The following is an 18,315-nucleotide window of genomic DNA, read 5'->3' as shown; positions in this document are numbered from 1 at the left end:
AACCGATTTTTTAATACTAGTTATCTGGATACCATCCGCATAATAAAAATGGCATGAATCGATACATTTAATATTATTAAAAAACAAAATTTATTTGAATGAAGGGCCACGCTGCCTGGAACACGCTTTCATGGTTAGTCTGGAATGCGCGCCAACCAGTCGCTCACCCCCTGCAAGGTGCGAAAGTCGTCCAGTGATCTTGCGGGAACGCGGGGAAAGGCGCTTGCCGCCATGTCGGTCAACGCTCTGCCAGGCCCCAGTTCCAGAAAAGCGGTGGCGCCTGCTTCGACACAGGCCTGCAGACACTGTTCCCACTGAATGGGTTCGGCAATCTGCCGCGCCAGTTTGTTCAATCCTTCGTCAACGTTCAGCACGGCCTGTGCATCGATGCCGCTGAATAGCCGGATACCAGGTGTGGCGCGCGCCGTGGGAGGCGCAGCTTGATGCAACTCGTTGGCGAAGGGCGCCACCGCGTCGGCCAGCAAAAAGGTATGCGACGCGACCGACACAGGAATGCTGGCCACGCGATTGGCGCCGTGATGTTCCGCTTGGGTGGCAATGGCCGCCAGGTCGGTCAGGCGGCCGCCCAGCACCCAGGCCTGGCCCGGGTTGACGATGGCCACCGCAGCCTGCCGGCCCTGGCACAACGCTTGGATGTCCGCCAGGGGTAACCCTCGCACAAACAACATGCCTTGGGCACCGCCGCTGGCGGCATCCATGGCCTGCGCACGCGTAACGGCCAAGTCCAAGGCAGCCTGAACGGGCAGCAACCCCGCCACTGCCCACGCCGCCAGTTCTCCCACGCTGTATCCCGCCACGCACAACCGGCGCGGCAACAGGGAGCGCAATGCGGCGTGTGCGGCAATGGCCTGCACAACGCACAGCACCTGCGCTGTGCGGTTCACGCACCGTTGTTCGTCAGTGGCATGGCGGACCCAGGTCCTCGGATCTTCGCCCAGCAGCAACGCGGCGTGGTCGAACACGCCGCGTGCCGCGGGCGCCGCGCCTGTCAGGTCGAACATGCCTGCGTGCTGGCGCCCCTGACCCGAGCACAGTAAAGCCAAGGCCATGGTCAGTCTCCGGCCGCATGCGCAAACAGCGTCATGGCCAGCAGATCCGCCGCGCCGCCGGGACTTAAGCGGCGTTGGACGAACGACTGATGCATGCGTTGCGCCCGGGCGTGCCACCCGGCTTGGAATACGCCGCCCGCCGCCATGAAGCGCCGCGCCTGCAACTGCGCATACTGCAATCCCGCCTCGCCACCGCGATGCAGCAGATTGGTGTCTTGAACTTGCGACACGAGCGCCAGACAGGCATGCACACGCGCAGCGTTGTCATCCATGCACGCACCCGCAAGGGCCTGCCGCAATGCGGGCAAGCCCAGTTCATACACGCAGGGAAATCCGCAAGCGGCCTCCGCACGCGCGCCACCCACGCCATAACGCCGCACCACGGTTTCGCCATGGCTGCCGGGCAGGCGCGGGCCGCCCAGGATGTCGGCGCCCCATCGCGTGCGCACAATGTCGCCCAGCGCGGGACCGTGTGTGGTCGATGCGCCTTCTTGCTTGGCGCGCAGGCCCGCCGCGGCGCACAACAGCCCCAGTCCGAAAATGGCGCCGCGATGCGTGTTGATGCCGCCTGTCGCGGCAAACATGGCGGTCTCAGCACGCAGGCCGATCTTGCGTAGCGTGCTCATCGGGGCATTGTCCGATCCCGCTTGCGCCAATTCCGTGAAAAAGGGTTGCAGCGCAAGGGCGCTGCGTTCAAACGTGGCGGCATTCATGTCGTCGTGACTGCCTGCATCGACATGACTGACAAGGCCGGGCTTGGGCCAGGTATGCACCTCTAGCCACAAACTTCGCGCCGCCAACGCACCCAGCCCCTGCCCCGACCATGGCGAGCCGCAGGATTCAGGGGTGGGGCTGGCATTCGCATCACCACCGTTCGCTTGCCGGTTGAAGGTTTCACGCGATAGCAGCGCAGTCATGTCCAGTCCTGAAAAACTCCATGGGCGTCAGCAAGCGTGCTTCGTGCGTCGCTTTCAACAGCACCGTGGCTGCGCCGCCCTGTAGTTCGCGCCAATTCACCCCTGCGCCATCGGCACGCAGCAGCTCGCCGTCCAGCCGCATGGGCGCAGCCGCATCCAGCATGGCTAGCTCGTCCAGCCACTGACGGATCTGTTTGGAATTGGCGGTCAAACGCCACAACAGATCAATATCGGAGTGTGGCGACAGATAAGGAAGACCGGTCAGATGCTGCCAGGCCAGGCTGCCAAACACTCTGACTTCTACGGCATGCGCTTGGGCGCAATGCAGCACGCGCCGCAGGGATGGCAACCATGCCGCGGGCGCCACGTACAGGACGTCCTGCAGCAACGGGCAGGGGCCGTGCGTCACGATATCGGCTCGCGACATACTCAGGAACAGGCGCTGCTTGCCATCGGCGGGCGGCAACGGCAGGCCCAGTGGCACCCGGTCATCGGTGGCCTGGGCGTCCTCGTGGCCATAACGGCGCACGATCAGCGGATAGTCTTGTAACGCCCAGTGTTCTACGCGTGGCAGCGCCGCCAAATCGGGCCGGCTTGCCATCACGGCCCGCCACGCATCGGGCCGCACCCATACCAGGCTATGACGGGGATAAGGCGGGCTGGCGCGTGTCATTGACGCCCCTTAGATTGCGGCGCGAGCCAGCGCATAGACCTGGTCGGCGATATCCGCGGCCACGGGCCGGCCGCCGCGCGTTTTGCCCAAGCGGTCGCGGTGATCTTGTGCGCGCTCGCGCGGGGTCAAGCCCGTGGTCAACGTAGCCAGGACGTCTCGCACCTGCGCCGACAACGGCTGGTCCGGATTCAACACCTGCGCCACGCCGCCGGTTTGCGCCAGATTGTCCAGACCGGGCGCGAACACCGGCGTGGATTTGGCCTTTTCTTCCAGCACCGTCAGCGGCAACTTGGTCACACGCGCCATCGACGGCAGATCCATGACGGCGGGATGCGCGCCGGGCAGTGCTAACAAGGTGCTGGTTGCCAGGGCGGTTGCGATGAATGCGCCGGCGGCCGTATGGCCGTATAACAATCCCACCGTCGCATGACCGCGCGCATGGGCGTAGATCAGGCTTTTGGCCAGATGGGCCAGGAACTCGTTCAGGCCCAGCAATTCATCGCGTTTACTCATGCGCTGGCTGCTGCTGTCGATCAGCACCAGGATGGGTTCTTGCGAGCCCTGCGCCGCGCCTTGGGCGATCGTCTGCAGCACCACGCGGGCAAGCACAATGGCATCGTCCACGCCGACAAACGCACGTCCTTCCACACCGATCACGGTTGGCATGCGGTCCTGGCCGTCATCCGCCAGCCGAGCGCGTCCCCACAACAAGCCGTTTTCCCGCACCAAGCCCTGCGAGTCCGCGAATAGCGAACCCAGAATGTCATCGAGCGTCATGACGCGCCTCCTGCAATCTATCCGCCAATTCCGAAAATGCCTCGTAGTCCAGATCGGGTACGTCCGCAGGTAAGGGAACTCCCAGCGCCGCCCAGATATCCCGGGCGTCGGCGCAGGCGCCGAATTGCGTCAACCGGTCTTCCAGACGTGCTTGTTCGTTCTGCAATACCGAAGCACTTAAGGGCAGGGCAGTGGCCAGCAAGTTCAACGCGGCCTGGCGGAATCCGGCCAACGTGTCGTCGGCATACGCATCCGCGCCGCCCAGCAAGCGCCGGTGTTTGCCGCCCATGGTCCGCCACACGAGCGGCCGGTCGGATGAATCGAATTCTTCAATGCCGCGATTGGTCTCGATGACTTCTGGGCCGGACACGCTGATGCGGCCAGATTCGGAAACGGCCAACGCCGAGCAACAACCGGCGATCAGCCCGCCGCCGCCATAACATCCGGAGCGTCCGCCGATCAGACCGATCACCGGCACACCCGCCAAGCGAGCTTCCACCACGGCACGCATGATTTCCGCGATAGCCAGTTCGCCAGCGTTGGCTTCCTGCAGCCGCACGCCGCCGGTGTCGAACAGAATCAGCACGGGCACGGTGGCCAGGTCGCGCGCGGCGCGCAGCAGCCCCGTCAGCTTCGCGCCATGGACTTCACCCACGGCGCCGCCCATGTAACGGCCTTCTTGCGCCGCGACGAATAGGGGCTTGCCATCCAGCAGGCCTTTGCCCACGATCATGCCGTCGTCGAATTGTTGCGGCAGGTCGAATAGCGGCAAGTGCGGGCTGACCGCGCGCGCCTCGGGACCCAGGAATTCAATGAACGTTCCCTCGTCCAACAGCCCCGTCACGCGTTTGCGCGCGGAGGATTCATACCAGCTTGCCGGGATGGGCGCCAAGGCCGGCTGCGGCCGCGTGGTTACCTCGTGTGGTTGGGCGCTCATTGCTGTCCTCCTTCCATGACACGCACGGCTTGCGCCAGGCGCAGCGCCACCGTGTCGGGGCGCGCCCCGCCATCGTTGATCGAAAATCGCAGGCCGCCCACGGCGCGGCGCGATACAAAATCCGCGATCACCGCACTCCATACATCGCCAAAACCCGTGGCCTGACTGTGTATGTCGACTTCGCAGTCATGGTGGGGAAGGGCGCGCTCGACCAGGACTTCCAGATTGCCCGATGCCACGACGCCCACCACCGCGCTGGTCTGCGTGCCCGACGCTTGCCGCGTCGTCTTGTGGCGATAATTTAAATGTTCCATGTGTTCACCTTTACCAATTGCGGAATTGCGCGGGCGGCGAATACAAACCGCCCGACCAGCGCACTAGATCCTTGACCGAGCGTGCGGCCAGCAGGCTGCGGTCGGCGTCCAGCGGATCAATGCCCAGGTCTTCCGGACGTTGAATGATCTTGCGTTCACGCAGCTGTTCGACCAGCTTTTTGTTGCGTTGCCGTCCAACCGGCGTGTAGCCGGCAACGCCGCGGATCGCGTGTTCGCGTTCATCCGCGTTGCGGCACAGTAGCAAGTTGGCGATGCCTTCTTCGGTCACGATGTGCGTCACGTCGTCGCCATAGACCATGATGGGCGCCAGATCCAACTGCAGTCTTTCAGCCAGCGTCAACGCGTCCAGACGATCTACGAACAACGGTGCATTCTTGTCGCCAAAGGTCTCGCCGATTTGCACGACCAGTTTGCGGCCGCGCCGCAGCGCGGCGGGGGTAGCAGGGTCCGCCTGTTCGCCGGCAATCAGCCAGGGTGCGCTGGAATGGCGGCGACCCCGCGCATCGCTGCCCATATTGGGCGCGCCGCCAAAGCCGGCGATACGACCCGCGGTCACCGTGGACGAATGCCCCTGCAGATCAATCTGCAGCGTGGACCCGATGAACATGTCGCAGGCATACAGACCCGCCGTCTGGCAGAACGCGCGGTTGGACCGCAACGACCCGTCCGGCCCAGTGAAGTAAATGTCGGAGCGCGCACGGATGTATTCGTCCATGCCGACTTCGGAGCCAAAGCAATGAATGTTCTGCACCCAGCCCGATTCGATTGCCGGAATCAATGTCGGATGCGGGTTCAGTGCCCATTGCGTGGCGACCTTGCCGCGCAAGCCCAGCCGTTCGCCGTAGGTGGGCAGCAGCAATTCGATGGCCGCCGTGTTAAAGCCGATGCCGTGATTCAGACGCTGGACGCCGTACGGCGCATAGATTCCCTTTAACGCCAGCATGGCGGTGAGAATCTGCGTTTCGGTGATGGCGGCTGGATCACGCGTGAACAGCGGTTCCACATAAAACGGTTTGTTGGCCTGCACCACGAAATGCACGCGGTCTCCGGGGATGTCCACGCGCGGCACCTTGTCCACGATCTGGTTCACCTGCGCAATGACGATGCCGTCCTTGAACGCGGTGGCCTCGACGACCGTGGGCGTGTCTTCGGTGTTCGGCCCGGTGTACAGATTGCCGTCCCGGTCGGCGCTGACCGCAGCGATAAGGGCGACTTGGGGCGTCAAATCAACGAAGTACCTCGCGAATAGCTCCAGATACGTATGGACGGCGCCCAGTGCAATCTTGCCGCCGAACAACAATTGGGCAATGCGTTGCGATTGAGGACCGGAGTACGCAAAATCCAGCCGCTTTGCGATACCGCTTTCGAACACATCCAGATGTTCGGGCAACACGACGCCCGACTGAACCATGTGCAGGTCATACAGGATCTGGTTGTTAGCGGCAGCCAGCGCCACGGCCAGCAGATCCGCTTGCTTTTGATTGTCGCCTTCCAGGCAGACACGGTCGCCGGGCCGGATCACCGCCTCCAGCAAGGCGGTGGCGTCGTCCGCGGCCACCTCCTTGCCCTGGGCGTACCGGGCTCCGGCCGTTATCCGTTCTTCTTTCGCGCGCCGGGCGCTATTCCAGGCCGTCATCAGGCATTCTCCACTGTTGATCCGTACGGCCGCCGTTGATCGGCAACCGTCTGCGTAAAATCCTAACGCCAGTCGCGGCCTTGATTTATGAAGTTATCTGCTGCCATTCAGAGGGTTTCGTAATGCGTCCTTTATCTCCCGAGTTGCTGCGCAGTTTTGTGGCGGTCGTCCAAAGCGGCAGCTTCACTGCGGCCTCGGAGCGCGTCAGCCTGTCACAATCGACGGTCAGCCAGCACATACGCCGTCTTGAAGACATCGTGGGTCAGCCACTATTCGAGCGCAACACGCGCAACGTGCGGCTGTCGCGCCAGGGCGAAACCCTGTACGACTACGCTCAACGCATTCTGGAACTGATGGATGACGCGTTTACCGCGATATCTGGTCCGGCGTTAAATGGCACCGTGCGCCTGGGCCTGTCGGAAGACTTCGCGTCAACCCGGCTGACGCTCGCGCTGGCCAATTTTCTGCAGCGAAATCCCCAGGTAGAACTGGTCATCGCCACGGGACTTAGCGGTGATCTTTTTCGGGAACTGGACGAAGGCCGCCATGACCTGGTGTTCGCCAAGCGGCTGTCAGGCAGCCATCGCGGCCAGGTCGTGCGTACCGAAAGGCTGTATTGGTGCGTGGGTCCGCAATCCAGGATTACCGGTGGCGAGTCTGTGCTGCCGCTCGCTTTGCATCCGGAACCCAGCGTGTCGCGCACTCGGGTGCTGGAAACCTTGAAGGCGGCGAACCGCGAATACCGCATCGCCACCGTCAGCAGCAGTATCGCGGTTCTGAAGTCGGCGGCCATTGCGGGGCTGGGTATCAGCGCCTTCGCCGATTATGTGGTGCCAGATGGCTTGGTGCGGCTGGACGCCGGTTTGCCTGATCTGGGCGAACTGGACTTCGTGATCGACCGTGCGTCGGTCGTGTCCGAGGCGGTGCTGGCGCTGGAAGCCACGCTGCGCGCGGCTGCCTTGGAGTAGTCGTCCGTTATCGCTCTGACCTTAGCCCCGTTTCGCGCCAGCGTCGTACCAGCCTTTGGACTGGTTCACCACCCGCACAACCAGCAGCATTACCGGCACTTCGATCAACACGCCGACCACCGTCGCCAACGCGGCGCCCGACTGAAACCCGAACAGGCTGATCGCGGCGGCGACGGAAAGCTCGAAGAAGTTGGATGCGCCAATCAGCGCTGACGGGCAAGCGATGTTGTGCTTTTCGCCCACGCGACGATTCAGCCAGTACGCCAGGCCTGAATTGAACAGCACCTGGATCAGGATCGGCACCGCCAGCATGGCGATCACCAACGGCTGGCCAATGATGGCTTCGCCCTGGAATGCGAACAGGAGCACCAGCGTCAACAGCAAGGCGGCCATGGAAAACGGGCCGATCCGCGCTAACGCCGCTTCGAACGCGTCGTGCCCGCGACGCAGCAGCGCGCGGCGCCAGAGCTGGGCGAGGATGACCGGGATCACAATGTAGAGCCCAACGGACACGAGCAAGGTGTCCCACGGCACGGTGATGGCCGACAAGCCCAGTAGCAGCCCGACAATGGGCGCGAAGGCGAACACCATGATCGTGTCGTTCAACGCCACTTGGGAAAGCGTGAACACCGGATCACCGCCGGTCAGCCGGCTCCAGACGAACACCATGGCGGTACATGGGGCTGCGGCAAGAAGAATCAGGCCAGCGATATAGCTATCCAACTGATCAGCCGGCAACCACGGCGAAAAGACCTGGCGGATGAATAGCCACCCCAGGAACGCCATGGAGAAAGGCTTGACTGCCCAGTTGATGAACAGCGTCACGCCAATGCCGCGCCAATGCTGTTTGACCTGGCCCAGTGCGCCGAAGTCCACCTTCAGCAGCATCGGAATGATCATCACCCAGATCAAAATGCCAACGGGCAGGTTGACCTGCGCGACTTCTAAATGCCCGATGGTTTGAAATAGGGCGGGCATGAGCTGGCCCAGGGCAACGCCGAGGACGATGCAGAGAAACACCCAGAGCGTCAGGTAACGCTCGAAGATGCTCATTCCACCGTTCGCGTGAGGCACGGGCGCCGCTGCCTGTGTAGGGACTGACATCGGCTTACTCCTGGGCTTTGCCAATGCCGCGCAGCTCGGTCTGGAGTGACAGGGCGTCCAGGCGGTCAATGGGCAAAGAAAGGAAAAGCTCGATGCGGCGCTTGAGCACACGCGCGGCGTCATTGAACGCCTTGCGACGCTGTTCCTCGCTTCCTTCATCAGCCGCAGGGTCAGGAATGCCCCAGTGGGCGGTCATGGGTTGACCTGGCCAGACGGGGCAAACTTCCCCGGCGGCGTTATCGCATACGGTGATGATGAAGTCCATTTTCGGCGCGCCCGGTTCTGCGAATTCGTCCCAGCTCTTGCTCCGATAGCCATCGGTAGGCAATGAAAAAGCGCTTAGCGTGGCAAGGGCCAATGGATGAACCTCGCCTTTAGGGGTGCTGCCGGCGGAATAGGCGTGGAACCTATCGTTAGCCAGTCCTTTGAGCAGGCCTTCGGCCAAGATGGAGCGGGCCGAGTTGCCCGTGCAAAGAAACAGCACATTGAAAGGGGGGTGTGACATGGGAAGTCCTAGCAGCAACGAGTGGAGAGTGTGGAGTCGGAGGCCTCGCAAGGGGCACCTTGGCAGCAGTGTTCAGTGAGGTAGCCAAGCAGCGCATTCATCTGCGAGAAGTCAGCGCGATAGATCAGATTTCGGCCTTGTTGCTCAACGGTGACCAAGCCGGCGTGCGACAGCTCTTTCAGATGGAAAGACAAGGTGTTGCGCGCCACGCCGAGCTGGTCGGCCAAGACGCTGGGAGTGAGACCGCCGAGCCCAGCCACGACGAGCGCGCGAAAAACGCGTAGACGTTGGGCGTGGGCGAGGGCGCCGAGGGCTGAAACTGTTTGATCTTCGTTCATTGTTCGATCATACAACGATTGTCGAACTATAGAACAGTACAAGTCTGTGATCGGGAAGATGGACGTCCGCTGTCGCTTTGAATTTTCAACATTGAGCAGCGCAAACGCGCTGCGCATTCGATCTGCTCCCGGACTTCATTCCGGTGTTGGGGTATGTCGATGACGTACTGTTGCTGCCAGGCTTGATCTACCTGGCCATCAAACGCTTGCCGCCGGACGTGCTTGCCGATTGCAGACGCCAGGCAGAGGCCTGGATGGAGTCGGCAGCCTCAAAGCCGCGCAGCAGGATGGGAGCCGTGCTGATCGTGGCAGTGTGGGTGAGCGCGGGCCTGGCTGCGTGGTTTTGGTTCGTGCGACGAGCCTGAATGGGTCGATAAGTAGGGCTTCACCCATAGCTAGTACTTTACATAATACACATTATGCGCATTACGTCTAAAGCTAGCGGGGTACCGGCCATTCCTGATCCCGAACCTAAGCCGCCAGCGAAGTCGGTGGACGCAATCTTTTCCCAAATCAACAAAAGGCGGCCTTTTTGCTAGAAGAAAATGCCCGCCTACTTAAGAAGCAAACATTGCGTCCACCAAAATGGACGTAAAGTTCATGCAATGAATGAAAATGGACAAAAAGATTGTCCTAAAAGTGCCAGATGGACGTAAAGATGGCGGAAAAAGTATGGCCATTCGAGGGATGTGAAATTCCCGTCGAACACCCATCGACGGGCAGGCGTTTGCTCGTTACCCGAGTGAGCTGGTCCTCAGTTGCCCCGTTAGCCACGAGTCGGCGGCCATGCTGTTGATCTTGAAGACTTCAGAAGCACTAATAGACCGGGAAAACTTTCAGAATCTAGGCCAACTACCAACTTCATGGCCGCGCAAAAAAGGCCATGAAGTTGGTAGTTGAAGGATGGGACATTCGCGGTGGACGCCCTTCACAAGCCACAAGTCTGGTCTTTGAAGCTCGTGCCGGCGCTCGGTGGCCCTCCAGTCACAGGCCTGAAGGACCTGTGACTCCCCGCGAAAGCTGTCGCACGAACTCGGCTGCTGCTGAGTCGTACGGCCTCAATCCGATGGACCAAAGCTCCAACATCCTGGCAATAGCCGCCTTCGTTTTTGTGTCGACGTCTGCCAGACGCCTATCTTTGGTCATTTCTCTGGCGGCGTCTACGAGTGCTGTCACCAAGCGGTCAACCCAAAAGGCTTCGCGTTCATGCGACACTTTGCAGCGTCGAGCCAGGCCGCTCAGCATGGCTGGCGCAGGCCACCGACGGCTTCCATTGAGAGTCAAAGCCATCCCATCATCGGCATCCCCGTCATTACGTTTTGGTGCGTAAACCGCCATGCTAAGCATGTCATAGACAGGCGAAAGCGTTGCTGGACAAGTCTGTCCGTACAACAAGCCAAAATTCTTGAGATGTGCGTCACCGTTCCGGATGACGCCGGCCAGCAGGTACTGAGCAAAGAACCCATCCAGGCTGCAGGCTACTGTCGACGAATCACAAGCTGCTTCAAGCATCCCGACGATTCGTTCGGCCGAACTGGCGTACTTGTCAGCTGCGGGCGAGCCGCTGATTGCACACAGATCGGCGAACCCAAGTTGCTCGCCTCTGGCGTCCAGGTCGAACCGCTCGACCATGTAGCGCGAGTAATCATCTGAGATGATCGTCTCAGGAACCTCTAGTCCCATTGACCTTGCCGCGCACATCCCAAAGTACTCGATAGCACACAGCCCGGGACGGTCACCATCCGCTAGCTTGACGATCCAATGACGATCGCGTTCCAAAGGGGCCGCTGCAGGGCTGGTCACGAAGAGCTTCATGAAACCGCCGGAGATCCCTGGCCACGCCTTTCCTGAGTCGAAAACCAAATCGATGAGGCTCCCCTCCTCCATTTGAAGCGCCTCAGTGACGCCCAGCCTCAAGCCGGCGCTCGATGGCAGAGCAATTGCGCTGGAGTCGGCGACCTGGATGAGGCCGATCATGTTGCTACCGACAGCGCGCAGCAATGCGAAATCGTCGGGCTCTACCCTCCCCGCCAAACGCGCAAGCATCGCACGCCTCATGTGGCCTTCAGGCAAGGAAACTTCAAGAAATGGCGGCGGCGCCCCACCCCTTGTCGAGCGCGCGTACTGCGCTGCGAGCATGGCCGGAGCCCAAGTGGTGGGAGCATCGATCTCGCCAATGTACGCGCTTTCGCCAAGCGCATAGACCATACTCCCGACAGTGACCGTCCGGTGGCGGATCTCGAGCTTACAACTCATTGTTCGTCTGAAGGGTTATGAATGCTGTTCTCGAAACACGTAGTGCACCTCGCGCTCAACCACCCTGCCCGTTCCCTTACAGCCGCTGCCGCTCCACATCGCTCACATACTGTTCTCGAGCGTTGCTCGGTCTGGCTAATCAAGGCCCCAACAACTTCTACGTCCGCCCGCGTACCGTTAGGGACGCCGATGTAAAGGCGAAGGGCGCCAAACTTCTCTGTTGCTTGTAAAAAGGTGAACTTGAGATGTGGCGCCAACTTTTGGAGCCTATCTAACTCTTGCAGCGCAGCATCAATCAGCGGGAACCATCCGGGGCCGCAGGTAATCGACAGCGGATGAGGTCTGAAGCTTGCATGGCGCGCGCACAGCATTTCAAGCTTTTGAAGGTCTTCGTCCATCAGTTCACCACCAAGAACGGAGCTTGATTTTGGTCGCTGACACAAATACGCCGCAACACGTTGCGTCAACGTAATCATCGGGCGCAAAGGTTTCGACATCCGGCGGTATCGGCTTCATCGCGCCCTGGCTATCACAGTAGCCATATCGAGTCGGTCGAGGCTTTCCCTCAGGCCGTTGGATGTACAGTTCAGCAACTTCAGTGACCTTGCCTTCCCATAGCATGCGCACTTCCGAGGGCTTTTCCCCGAGCTCTCGCGTTACTTCATACAGGCGAGCACCGCCTCTGACAATTCCTGAAGGCAGATCCACGCGCAATACGCCCCATTTCACGCGGCGAAGGACGAACAGCGCCACGTGTGGGCACATCAAAATCCAGCGATTCCGCCTTCCTTGGCGGGTCGACGGTACTCCACGTGGGTGCGTCCATGAATCGTCAGTAACAAACATGGTGAAGATCGGAGGACCAAAATGAACATGATAGTCCAATTGGGTCGTAAATGCCGTGGCCCTAATTACCGTGAATCGACACGATCCACGGATGCAAAGAACTTCGGCAAAAACGGACGACGATCAACACCTAGCAGCTATCGGGACGGCCATCCGTGCCCGCAGGAAACATCTTGAGCTTTCGCAGGAAGGTCTTTCGTTCCGATCAGGAATTGACCGCAGCCACATGGGGCGTATCGAGCGTGGCGAAAGAAATCTTACGCTCCTCAATCTGATTCGAATTTGCGCCGCGTTGGACTGTAAGCCAAGCGATCTCATGGTTTTTGCGGGTCTATAGGGGCAGGTAGGCCCCCCTCGCAGCGCCGCTATGTCCTACCAGTCACGCTCTTGGCAAACTCTGCACTAGCGCACCGGCCAAGATCCGCAGGTGCCCTATTAGGGTGCGGACCTCGGCGTCCGTGATCGTTACCTTTCGGCCTAGCAGAGACGGGGGGGAGCCAGTCTTGCCGATGTACTCGGCATCAATGATGCCGAGCTTGTGCGCGAGCAAATGGCGCTTTTGGAATTGCGTGCTGACAAAAATCCAGGCTGCCGCGTCGAGCGAGGCGCTCAGGTCAAAGCCAGTTTCGCGAAGCAGCCTATCCTTAGCGGCGTCGATACTTTGAAACGAAATTTTGAAGGGCTTCGGAGCGCAATGTTCGCGGCCGAAACCGTCGAAGCAGGAAACAGCATCTTCCAGAGCGTTGTTAATCAGCGTGGCAGCTAGATCCGCCGGGGCGGATTGAGCTAGGTCGAGCACCTTTAGCACTAAGTCAAAGTTGGCATTGGCGATTTGCAGAGAATTGTGGGTCCCGCAATCGGGACAGAACCCGAACGCTCCATAGATCGTGTACTCCATTGTGCAGGCACTGCAGGTCACCCGCTCTTCCAGATCGTCCTCCTTGTAGTACACGATCGGTGTCGGCCTGCCCTTGACCGAGATTCCAATTGAAACTAGGGCGCGCGGATCAGGCCGACGCTCAAGTTTTTTTAGCCCCTTCAGGAACTGCCCGGACAGCTGATTCATAGCGTCCGACTGCGCGAACTCGATCTGCCGCTTGGTCCAGAATTCGTTCTGCGGACCGGAGTGGTTGCAGTAGGGGCAATGGCAGTCAGGATCACCCGGAAGGCCAGTGCCGAACTTGATTTTGAAGTATTTCTCGCATACAGGACACTCGCGTCCGGTATAGCCATCAACGTCGGGATCAATCTTCACAGAGAATTTCATGTGGGCATCTCCAACATGTAGTTTTGATCAAGAGGCTTTGAAGCGCGTTGGCTTCGACCTGCCGGGCATTTTCGACCTGGTGTCGCGATCGAAGTGGCCAGGAAGATGGCTCCGAAATTTTCTTGCGTGGAGAGCTGGAGTTCCGTCAAAGGTGGACTACCTTCACCCCATCTGCGTTGGATGGAAAAGTCAACAGATAGGCAAGCTTCTTGACTTGAGTGTGCGGCACAGCGATCGCTAGCAAACGCTGCGCGCGTGATGCACCGACGTAGATTTTTCGAAGCTCTTCCGCCATCTCGGAATTCGCACCCGTTTCCAGATATTCGATCGCGCCTTTGGCCATCTTCGTTGAAAGGACCACGCATACCGCCGGAAATTCTGCACCCTTGACGCTATGAATCGTTCGTGGAGAGTGGCGATGTGTCGGGCGTGGCAGCAGCGCTTGTGCCAATAGGTCATTGCGCTTCAAAACCTGCTTTATTGACTTATCTTCGCCGGAAGGCAGCTTGGCGCTGAGGGCGTTTCTTGCTTGCTCCAACCAGCCGTCCGCGTCTCGGTGCTGTTCTGGGACGTAGCGCAATTGCTTCGGAAGCACGAGCATTTCGGAGCGCCAAGTTTGATGCTTGTCGTCGACAGTATCCAGGTACTGGCGATAGGTCTTTTGTTTCAGCTTCCCTCCTACCGTGAGGACTACGCGGTGCAACTCTTCAAGCGCGTACTTTCGCTCGCTAAATTCAGACAGCGAATGCAGCCCTCCTACCGCGGCAGCCAACCTGCATACGAGATGTCCCGAGGTGCTTTCGACCGGTAGTCCTAGAGCACGAAATGCGCTTAAACGCGTCGAGGCGATCACCGGACAGTGTTGCGCCGCCACGTCGATTTCGAGGGTCAACTGCTTAAAGTAATCTCCTATGCTTGAGGGGACGCTCGTCCCCTTATAGGCGAGCAAGTACACCGGCGAAGGCTCGGTACGATGGATGCCAAGCGCTTCATCAACAGGCCAAGCAGCTTCGGGCCTCTTCAGGCGTGATACTGCTCTGACAATGTTTGCACTCGATCGAAAGTTGCCCGTTAGACAGAGGCGGCGATCTTCCGGGAAAGTCTTTGCGAAGGTCTCCAGTTCGTTGGAGACTCCGCCTCTAAAGCCATATATTGACTGATTCGGGTCGCAGATGACCTTCACAGGGATACTGGCATCGCGAAACCACTGAATGATTCGCAGGTCGTCCGGATTGCAGTCCTGAGCTTCGTCGACGATGATCTCGCCGAACCGAGCAACCAAGGCCTTGGCCAGGGGCGAGTCAACCTTCAGTGCCTTGAGTCGTCCAAGCGCTACCGCGCGTGCATCCCGATGATCAAGTTCACCGCGCGCTGCGAAGCGCGACCGCATTTGCTTTGCTGCGGTAATGTACGCTTTCGACACAGTGTCAATTTTCAGTTCGGCTAGCGCTTCGGGAATTGGATCTCCGGTCAGCCGATCGAAGCATGTCAAGGGAATTGGCCTCGCCCTGGGGAATGGCACCACTTCTCGAGACTCCAGGTCAGGGATCAGTCGCGGTCGGGCTGAAGAGCCAGGGATACCAAAAGGGGCCACTAGAATGCGCCACAGAAAGCTGTCGAAGGTCCCAATGAAGTGTGGCATTGTCGGGGATGGCATGAGCCCCTCCTTGCGCAAGCGCATCTCCAGCTCAGATACTGCCACCTCCGTGAACGACAGAAACGCGATGCCGCGCTTCCAACCCGGCATCGCGTTCAAACAGCGTGCTCTTTCGATCAACACGCGAGTCTTGCCCGCGCCGGGGCACGCTGTGACGAAGGCTGAGCCATCGAAGGTAATGAACCGCGCCTGCTCCTCTGTCGGATTGAATGCCGTCCTCATTGGACCAGCGCCTCAATAGCAACCTGCAGGTAGGCAGGCACCTGGAAATCCTCGGACTTCCTAAGAGACTCGGCCAATATCTGCGCAAAGTCACCTTTGGCAGTGTTCCCGAATAGGCCTTGAATCGCGCGCGCTTGGGCCTCACGACCGGTACTCGCTAAGGCTGCCGTCCAATTTGCCTCCGACCTCGGATGCGCGTCCAGATAAGCATTCCGCAAAAGCGCCTCATTGCCCGCGAGTGCGAGTTCCGACTCCAATGAGAAGTCATTCACAGACACATGCAAGAGGTCAGCAGCGCCTTGCTTTGCAGCGAACCTGCTCAACTCAACCTTCCTGATTTCTCCCGGGCTACGCTGGCCAGCGGCAAGGCCCCATCCGTCGCCATCCGTGATCGCAACCACTCGATCGGCTACTCGAACGCCCTTGTGATGGGCAAGCAGTAGTTGAACGTAAGGCATGAAATCCACGCCATCAATTGGAACAAAGATGGCAGACCGGAAGAGCCGAAGTTTTTCAACTTGGCCCTTCAACACAAAGTTCTTGGCAATTACCGGGAGTAGAAGCGCTTCGGCAATACCCTCAACTAAGGCCACACGCCCGCCGAAGAGTAATGCCGACTTGGTGACATCCAGGTACCGGTCGATCTTTCTGCGCGAGACGCAATCAAGTGCGAGTTCTCCAAGCGGAACACAACGGGTCGCACGGCGTCGCGAAGGCGATGATGCCGCGGCGCTGTCCACGGTCATGTTAGGAGCGCTGGCCATTGCATCGTGCAGCGCAACAGCAGAGCTGGCCTCCCATTGCTGACGCGAGTGTAGGGATACCGTAGCCACCGGCAGCGCGCTAGCGGCGCTTCTTAACTCATCCGGAAGGGCCGAACGCAAGGGCTGAACCATGGAGTACAGGGCTCCATGCCCCATCGACTCCTCGCGCATATCTAACGCTAACGATGCGGCGGGCACACCAGACTTAGCGTCAGAGAGAACCCCCCCAGTTTCTTGGGCGGGTGCTGCACCACCTATATGGTCAGGCGCCAGCGCAGAGCGGAACACGACTATCTTCTTACTTTCGACCCATGCCGACAGATTGGGCGAATGGGTCGCGACTATCACCTGCACGCGACCCGCTGGCGCATCGGCCTCAACGGCTCGGGACTTAGACTTCTCAGCTTGATCCTCCAGAAATCCGAGAACCGCAGCCTGCAGCTGTGGGTGCAGATGAGCCTCCGGCTCTTCGACCAAGAAAACGGTAAGGTCGACATCGTTCGACCGTTCCAATTCAATTGCAATCGTCGCCATGAACAGGAGATTGGCGTATCCGTGCCCCGAATATCGGAGATCTTCCGGGTCGAGCCCGTGGTCTGCCAGCTTGAATCGGAGATCTCGAGCGATGTCGATTAGATTTTCGTCACTCGCAAATCCCAATGAGCTACCCTGCCTTCGAACTCCGGCTGTGAGCGCCTCCAGATTGCCGTCTACGGCGCGTCCCACCCGGTTCAGGATCGGTGAGGAATTCGTGCGGCGAAGCTCGGCAGTTACCTCTTCTGCCCTCTGGCCACTTAGGAAATGGTTAAGAAGCCCATGAATTCTGGTCGGATTCCCGGAAGCGAGAGCTCGTTTCGCATCACGTAGCGGGGGCAAGTAAACATGCCGAATTGCATCATGGGCGCCAGGCTCAGGTGCCTCTTTGTGGGGCCCGGACCAAAGCCGTGGTCGAACCGGTTGGCGACCGCTCGATGCGACATACTGCAAGCCGAATGTGCATGCTGTCATGGAGTCATCGGTAACCGCGCTAAGGAGTCGTCCACCCTGGCCGGGATTGAGGTCAGCGAAATGTGCCTCGAGCTCGAAGTGAGGGAGCGCACTGCCGAACCGAACGTCAGTAGCTTCGCAATACAGTTCCCGCCGGCCACTTAACGGCAGGGTCAACAAGCGGATCGCGTCGATTGCGTTGCTCTTGCCCCCGTTGTTCTCACCCACGAAGACCGTCAGATCTTCGTAGAGCGGAATCTCAACGTGATCAAACGAACGAAAGTTCTTCGCTGTCAGTCTCTTTAGATACATGGCCCTCCCTCATCACGCCTACCTGGCCTCTTCAGCATTTGGACAGATCTCGGCTCAAAGTGTATCGCGTCGTTACCGAGCTGTGCGCATAAGGCAACTTCCACCAGGGCGCCGTTATTTTGATAAGAGCGAAGCACCCTGCCCCAGCGCCGATCAGGCGCCGATTTCCGCGCTAAGCCAGCATTTGACGAGTTTTGCCAGTGATGCGCCGAAAAAATTGAATCCGTTGTGCTCTGTGTTGAATAAGGAATACTTATCCAACATAGACGGTTCATAGCTGTACTGTTCCGCAACACATAAATATTATTTTCACCACTTGGGGCCAAATTTCGCGATGCGCCGCGCCTCGTCGCACTTTTGCCACACCAAAAACTGGAATTCGCAGCCAACAAGAATAGACTGGATATAATTACAGTATCCCACTCGGGACAGCTGGACGTTCCACCTTTCTTGGAGATGTGAAATGGCAGTTAATCCGAAGCAAACATCGCAGCGAGTCGCATCCACGGCGGGCAAGACCCTGGGCAGTAGCAGTGCCAGTAACCTGCAACGGTCGTTGGCAGGCTCCGCCCTGCGCCAGGCCGGCAGTTCCGCGCAGACGAGTTCCGGCATGGAACAAAAAGCGTCACGCGCGCTAGATGGCAGTCGGTCCAGCCCTTTGACGAAGACGCTCGCCGGCAGTGTTGTGGCGCAGTCCAACCGTAAGCGTTAATTGCCCCTGACGCGCTTAGAGCGCGCTTGCCT

At 59.5% G+C, this 18,315-nt stretch carries 17 protein-coding genes and 1 pseudogene; 3 read left to right on the top strand and 15 right to left on the bottom strand.

The window, feature by feature from the left end:
• Positions 1 to 134 precede the first annotated feature (134 nt).
• The 7 genes from mdcH to mdcA are packed head-to-tail and all read right to left on the bottom strand — an operon-like array spanning position 135 to position 6,345.
• Complete coding sequence (gene mdcH, locus HV765_RS04115; RefSeq protein WP_175168897.1) at positions 135 to 1,070, bottom strand: malonate decarboxylase subunit epsilon; 936 nt, start codon at positions 1,068 to 1,070, stop codon at positions 135 to 137.
• 2 nt (positions 1,071 to 1,072) lie between these two features.
• Positions 1,073 to 1,987 carry a triphosphoribosyl-dephospho-CoA synthase MdcB gene (gene mdcB / locus HV765_RS04110; RefSeq protein WP_175168896.1) on the bottom strand — a complete coding sequence of 305 codons (915 nt, stop codon included), beginning with the start codon at positions 1,985 to 1,987 and terminating at the stop codon, positions 1,073 to 1,075.
• Positions 1,965 to 2,660: a malonate decarboxylase holo-[acyl-carrier-protein] synthase gene (gene mdcG / locus HV765_RS04105; RefSeq protein WP_175168895.1), complete on the bottom strand. Its 696-nt coding sequence runs from the start codon at positions 2,658 to 2,660 to the stop codon at positions 1,965 to 1,967. Before mdcG ends, mdcB begins: the two co-directional genes overlap by 23 nt.
• A gap of 9 nt (positions 2,661 to 2,669) precedes the next feature.
• Complete coding sequence (locus HV765_RS04100) at positions 2,670 to 3,437, bottom strand: biotin-independent malonate decarboxylase subunit gamma (protein WP_175168894.1); 768 nt, start codon at positions 3,435 to 3,437, stop codon at positions 2,670 to 2,672.
• Complete coding sequence (locus HV765_RS04095) at positions 3,424 to 4,374, bottom strand: biotin-independent malonate decarboxylase subunit beta (protein ID WP_175168893.1); 951 nt, start codon at positions 4,372 to 4,374, stop codon at positions 3,424 to 3,426. Before HV765_RS04095 ends, HV765_RS04100 begins: the two co-directional genes overlap by 14 nt.
• Complete coding sequence (mdcC, locus tag HV765_RS04090) at positions 4,371 to 4,688, bottom strand: malonate decarboxylase acyl carrier protein (protein ID WP_175168892.1); 318 nt, start codon at positions 4,686 to 4,688, stop codon at positions 4,371 to 4,373. Before mdcC ends, HV765_RS04095 begins: the two co-directional genes overlap by 4 nt.
• A 10-nt stretch (positions 4,689 to 4,698) precedes the next feature.
• Complete coding sequence (gene mdcA, locus HV765_RS04085; protein WP_175168891.1) at positions 4,699 to 6,345, bottom strand: malonate decarboxylase subunit alpha; 1,647 nt, start codon at positions 6,343 to 6,345, stop codon at positions 4,699 to 4,701.
• Positions 6,346 to 6,467: 122 nt separating this feature from the next.
• Here mdcA and HV765_RS04080 point away from each other — a divergent pair, with 122 nt between their 5' ends.
• Positions 6,468 to 7,313, top strand: coding sequence for a LysR family transcriptional regulator (locus HV765_RS04080; RefSeq protein WP_175168890.1), 846 nt, complete (start codon positions 6,468 to 6,470; stop codon positions 7,311 to 7,313).
• A 21-nt stretch (positions 7,314 to 7,334) separates the two neighbouring features.
• Here HV765_RS04080 and arsB read toward each other — a convergent pair whose 3' ends face one another.
• Genes arsB through HV765_RS04065 form a run of 3 tightly spaced genes read right to left on the bottom strand, consistent with a single transcriptional unit; the run spans position 7,335 to position 9,260 of the window.
• A complete protein-coding gene (arsB, locus tag HV765_RS04075; RefSeq protein ID WP_175168889.1) occupies positions 7,335 to 8,417 on the bottom strand; it encodes an ACR3 family arsenite efflux transporter in 1,083 nt (360 codons plus the stop codon).
• Between the two features lie 4 nt (positions 8,418 to 8,421).
• Complete coding sequence (locus tag HV765_RS04070) at positions 8,422 to 8,922, bottom strand: arsenate reductase ArsC (protein ID WP_175168888.1); 501 nt, start codon at positions 8,920 to 8,922, stop codon at positions 8,422 to 8,424.
• Positions 8,923 to 8,930: 8 nt separating this feature from the next.
• The gene (locus HV765_RS04065) at positions 8,931 to 9,260 is read right to left on the bottom strand and encodes an ArsR/SmtB family transcription factor (protein ID WP_082386974.1); all 330 of its coding nucleotides are present in this window, start codon (positions 9,258 to 9,260) and stop codon (positions 8,931 to 8,933) included.
• Positions 9,261 to 9,379: 119 nt separating this feature from the next.
• On the opposite strand from HV765_RS04065, the pseudogene HV765_RS04060 reads away from it, so the two are divergent.
• Positions 9,380 to 9,625, top strand: a pseudogene (locus tag HV765_RS04060) (YkvA family protein); the annotation flags it as partial.
• A 619-nt stretch (positions 9,626 to 10,244) separates the two neighbouring features.
• Here the strand turns inward: HV765_RS04060 and HV765_RS04055 are convergent.
• Both HV765_RS04055 and HV765_RS04050 read right to left on the bottom strand, forming a co-directional pair.
• Entirely contained in the window at positions 10,245 to 11,399 is a 1,155-nt protein-coding gene (locus tag HV765_RS04055; protein ID WP_276529721.1) for a type II toxin-antitoxin system HipA family toxin, read from the bottom strand.
• A 519-nt stretch (positions 11,400 to 11,918) separates the two neighbouring features.
• Positions 11,919 to 12,269: a hypothetical protein gene (locus tag HV765_RS04050; RefSeq protein ID WP_175168886.1), complete on the bottom strand. Its 351-nt coding sequence runs from the start codon at positions 12,267 to 12,269 to the stop codon at positions 11,919 to 11,921.
• A 184-nt stretch (positions 12,270 to 12,453) separates the two neighbouring features.
• On the opposite strand from HV765_RS04050, the gene HV765_RS04045 reads away from it, so the two are divergent.
• A complete protein-coding gene (locus tag HV765_RS04045) occupies positions 12,454 to 12,699 on the top strand; it encodes a helix-turn-helix domain-containing protein (RefSeq protein ID WP_175168885.1) in 246 nt (81 codons plus the stop codon).
• Positions 12,700 to 12,741: 42 nt separating this feature from the next.
• Here HV765_RS04045 and HV765_RS04040 read toward each other — a convergent pair whose 3' ends face one another.
• The 3 genes from HV765_RS04040 to HV765_RS31700 all read right to left on the bottom strand — a co-directional run bounded on the left by HV765_RS04040 (position 12,742) and on the right by HV765_RS31700 (position 17,571).
• On the bottom strand, positions 12,742 to 13,629 hold the full coding sequence (locus tag HV765_RS04040; protein ID WP_175168884.1) for a hypothetical protein: 888 nt from the start codon (positions 13,627 to 13,629) through the stop codon (positions 12,742 to 12,744).
• Positions 13,630 to 13,774: 145 nt separating this feature from the next.
• Positions 13,775 to 15,508: an ATP-dependent helicase gene (locus tag HV765_RS04035; RefSeq protein ID WP_175168883.1), complete on the bottom strand. Its 1,734-nt coding sequence runs from the start codon at positions 15,506 to 15,508 to the stop codon at positions 13,775 to 13,777.
• The gene (locus HV765_RS31700) at positions 15,505 to 17,571 is read right to left on the bottom strand and encodes an ATP-dependent nuclease (protein ID WP_217483336.1); all 2,067 of its coding nucleotides are present in this window, start codon (positions 17,569 to 17,571) and stop codon (positions 15,505 to 15,507) included. Before HV765_RS31700 ends, HV765_RS04035 begins: the two co-directional genes overlap by 4 nt.
• Between the last annotated feature and the right edge of the window lie 744 nt (positions 17,572 to 18,315).

The sequence above is a fragment of the Achromobacter kerstersii genome, assembly GCF_902859595.1.
In the GTDB taxonomy this organism is placed as follows: Bacteria; Pseudomonadota; Gammaproteobacteria; order Burkholderiales; family Burkholderiaceae_B; genus Achromobacter; species Achromobacter kerstersii.
This window is presented reverse-complemented; position numbering and strand designations above follow the sequence as displayed.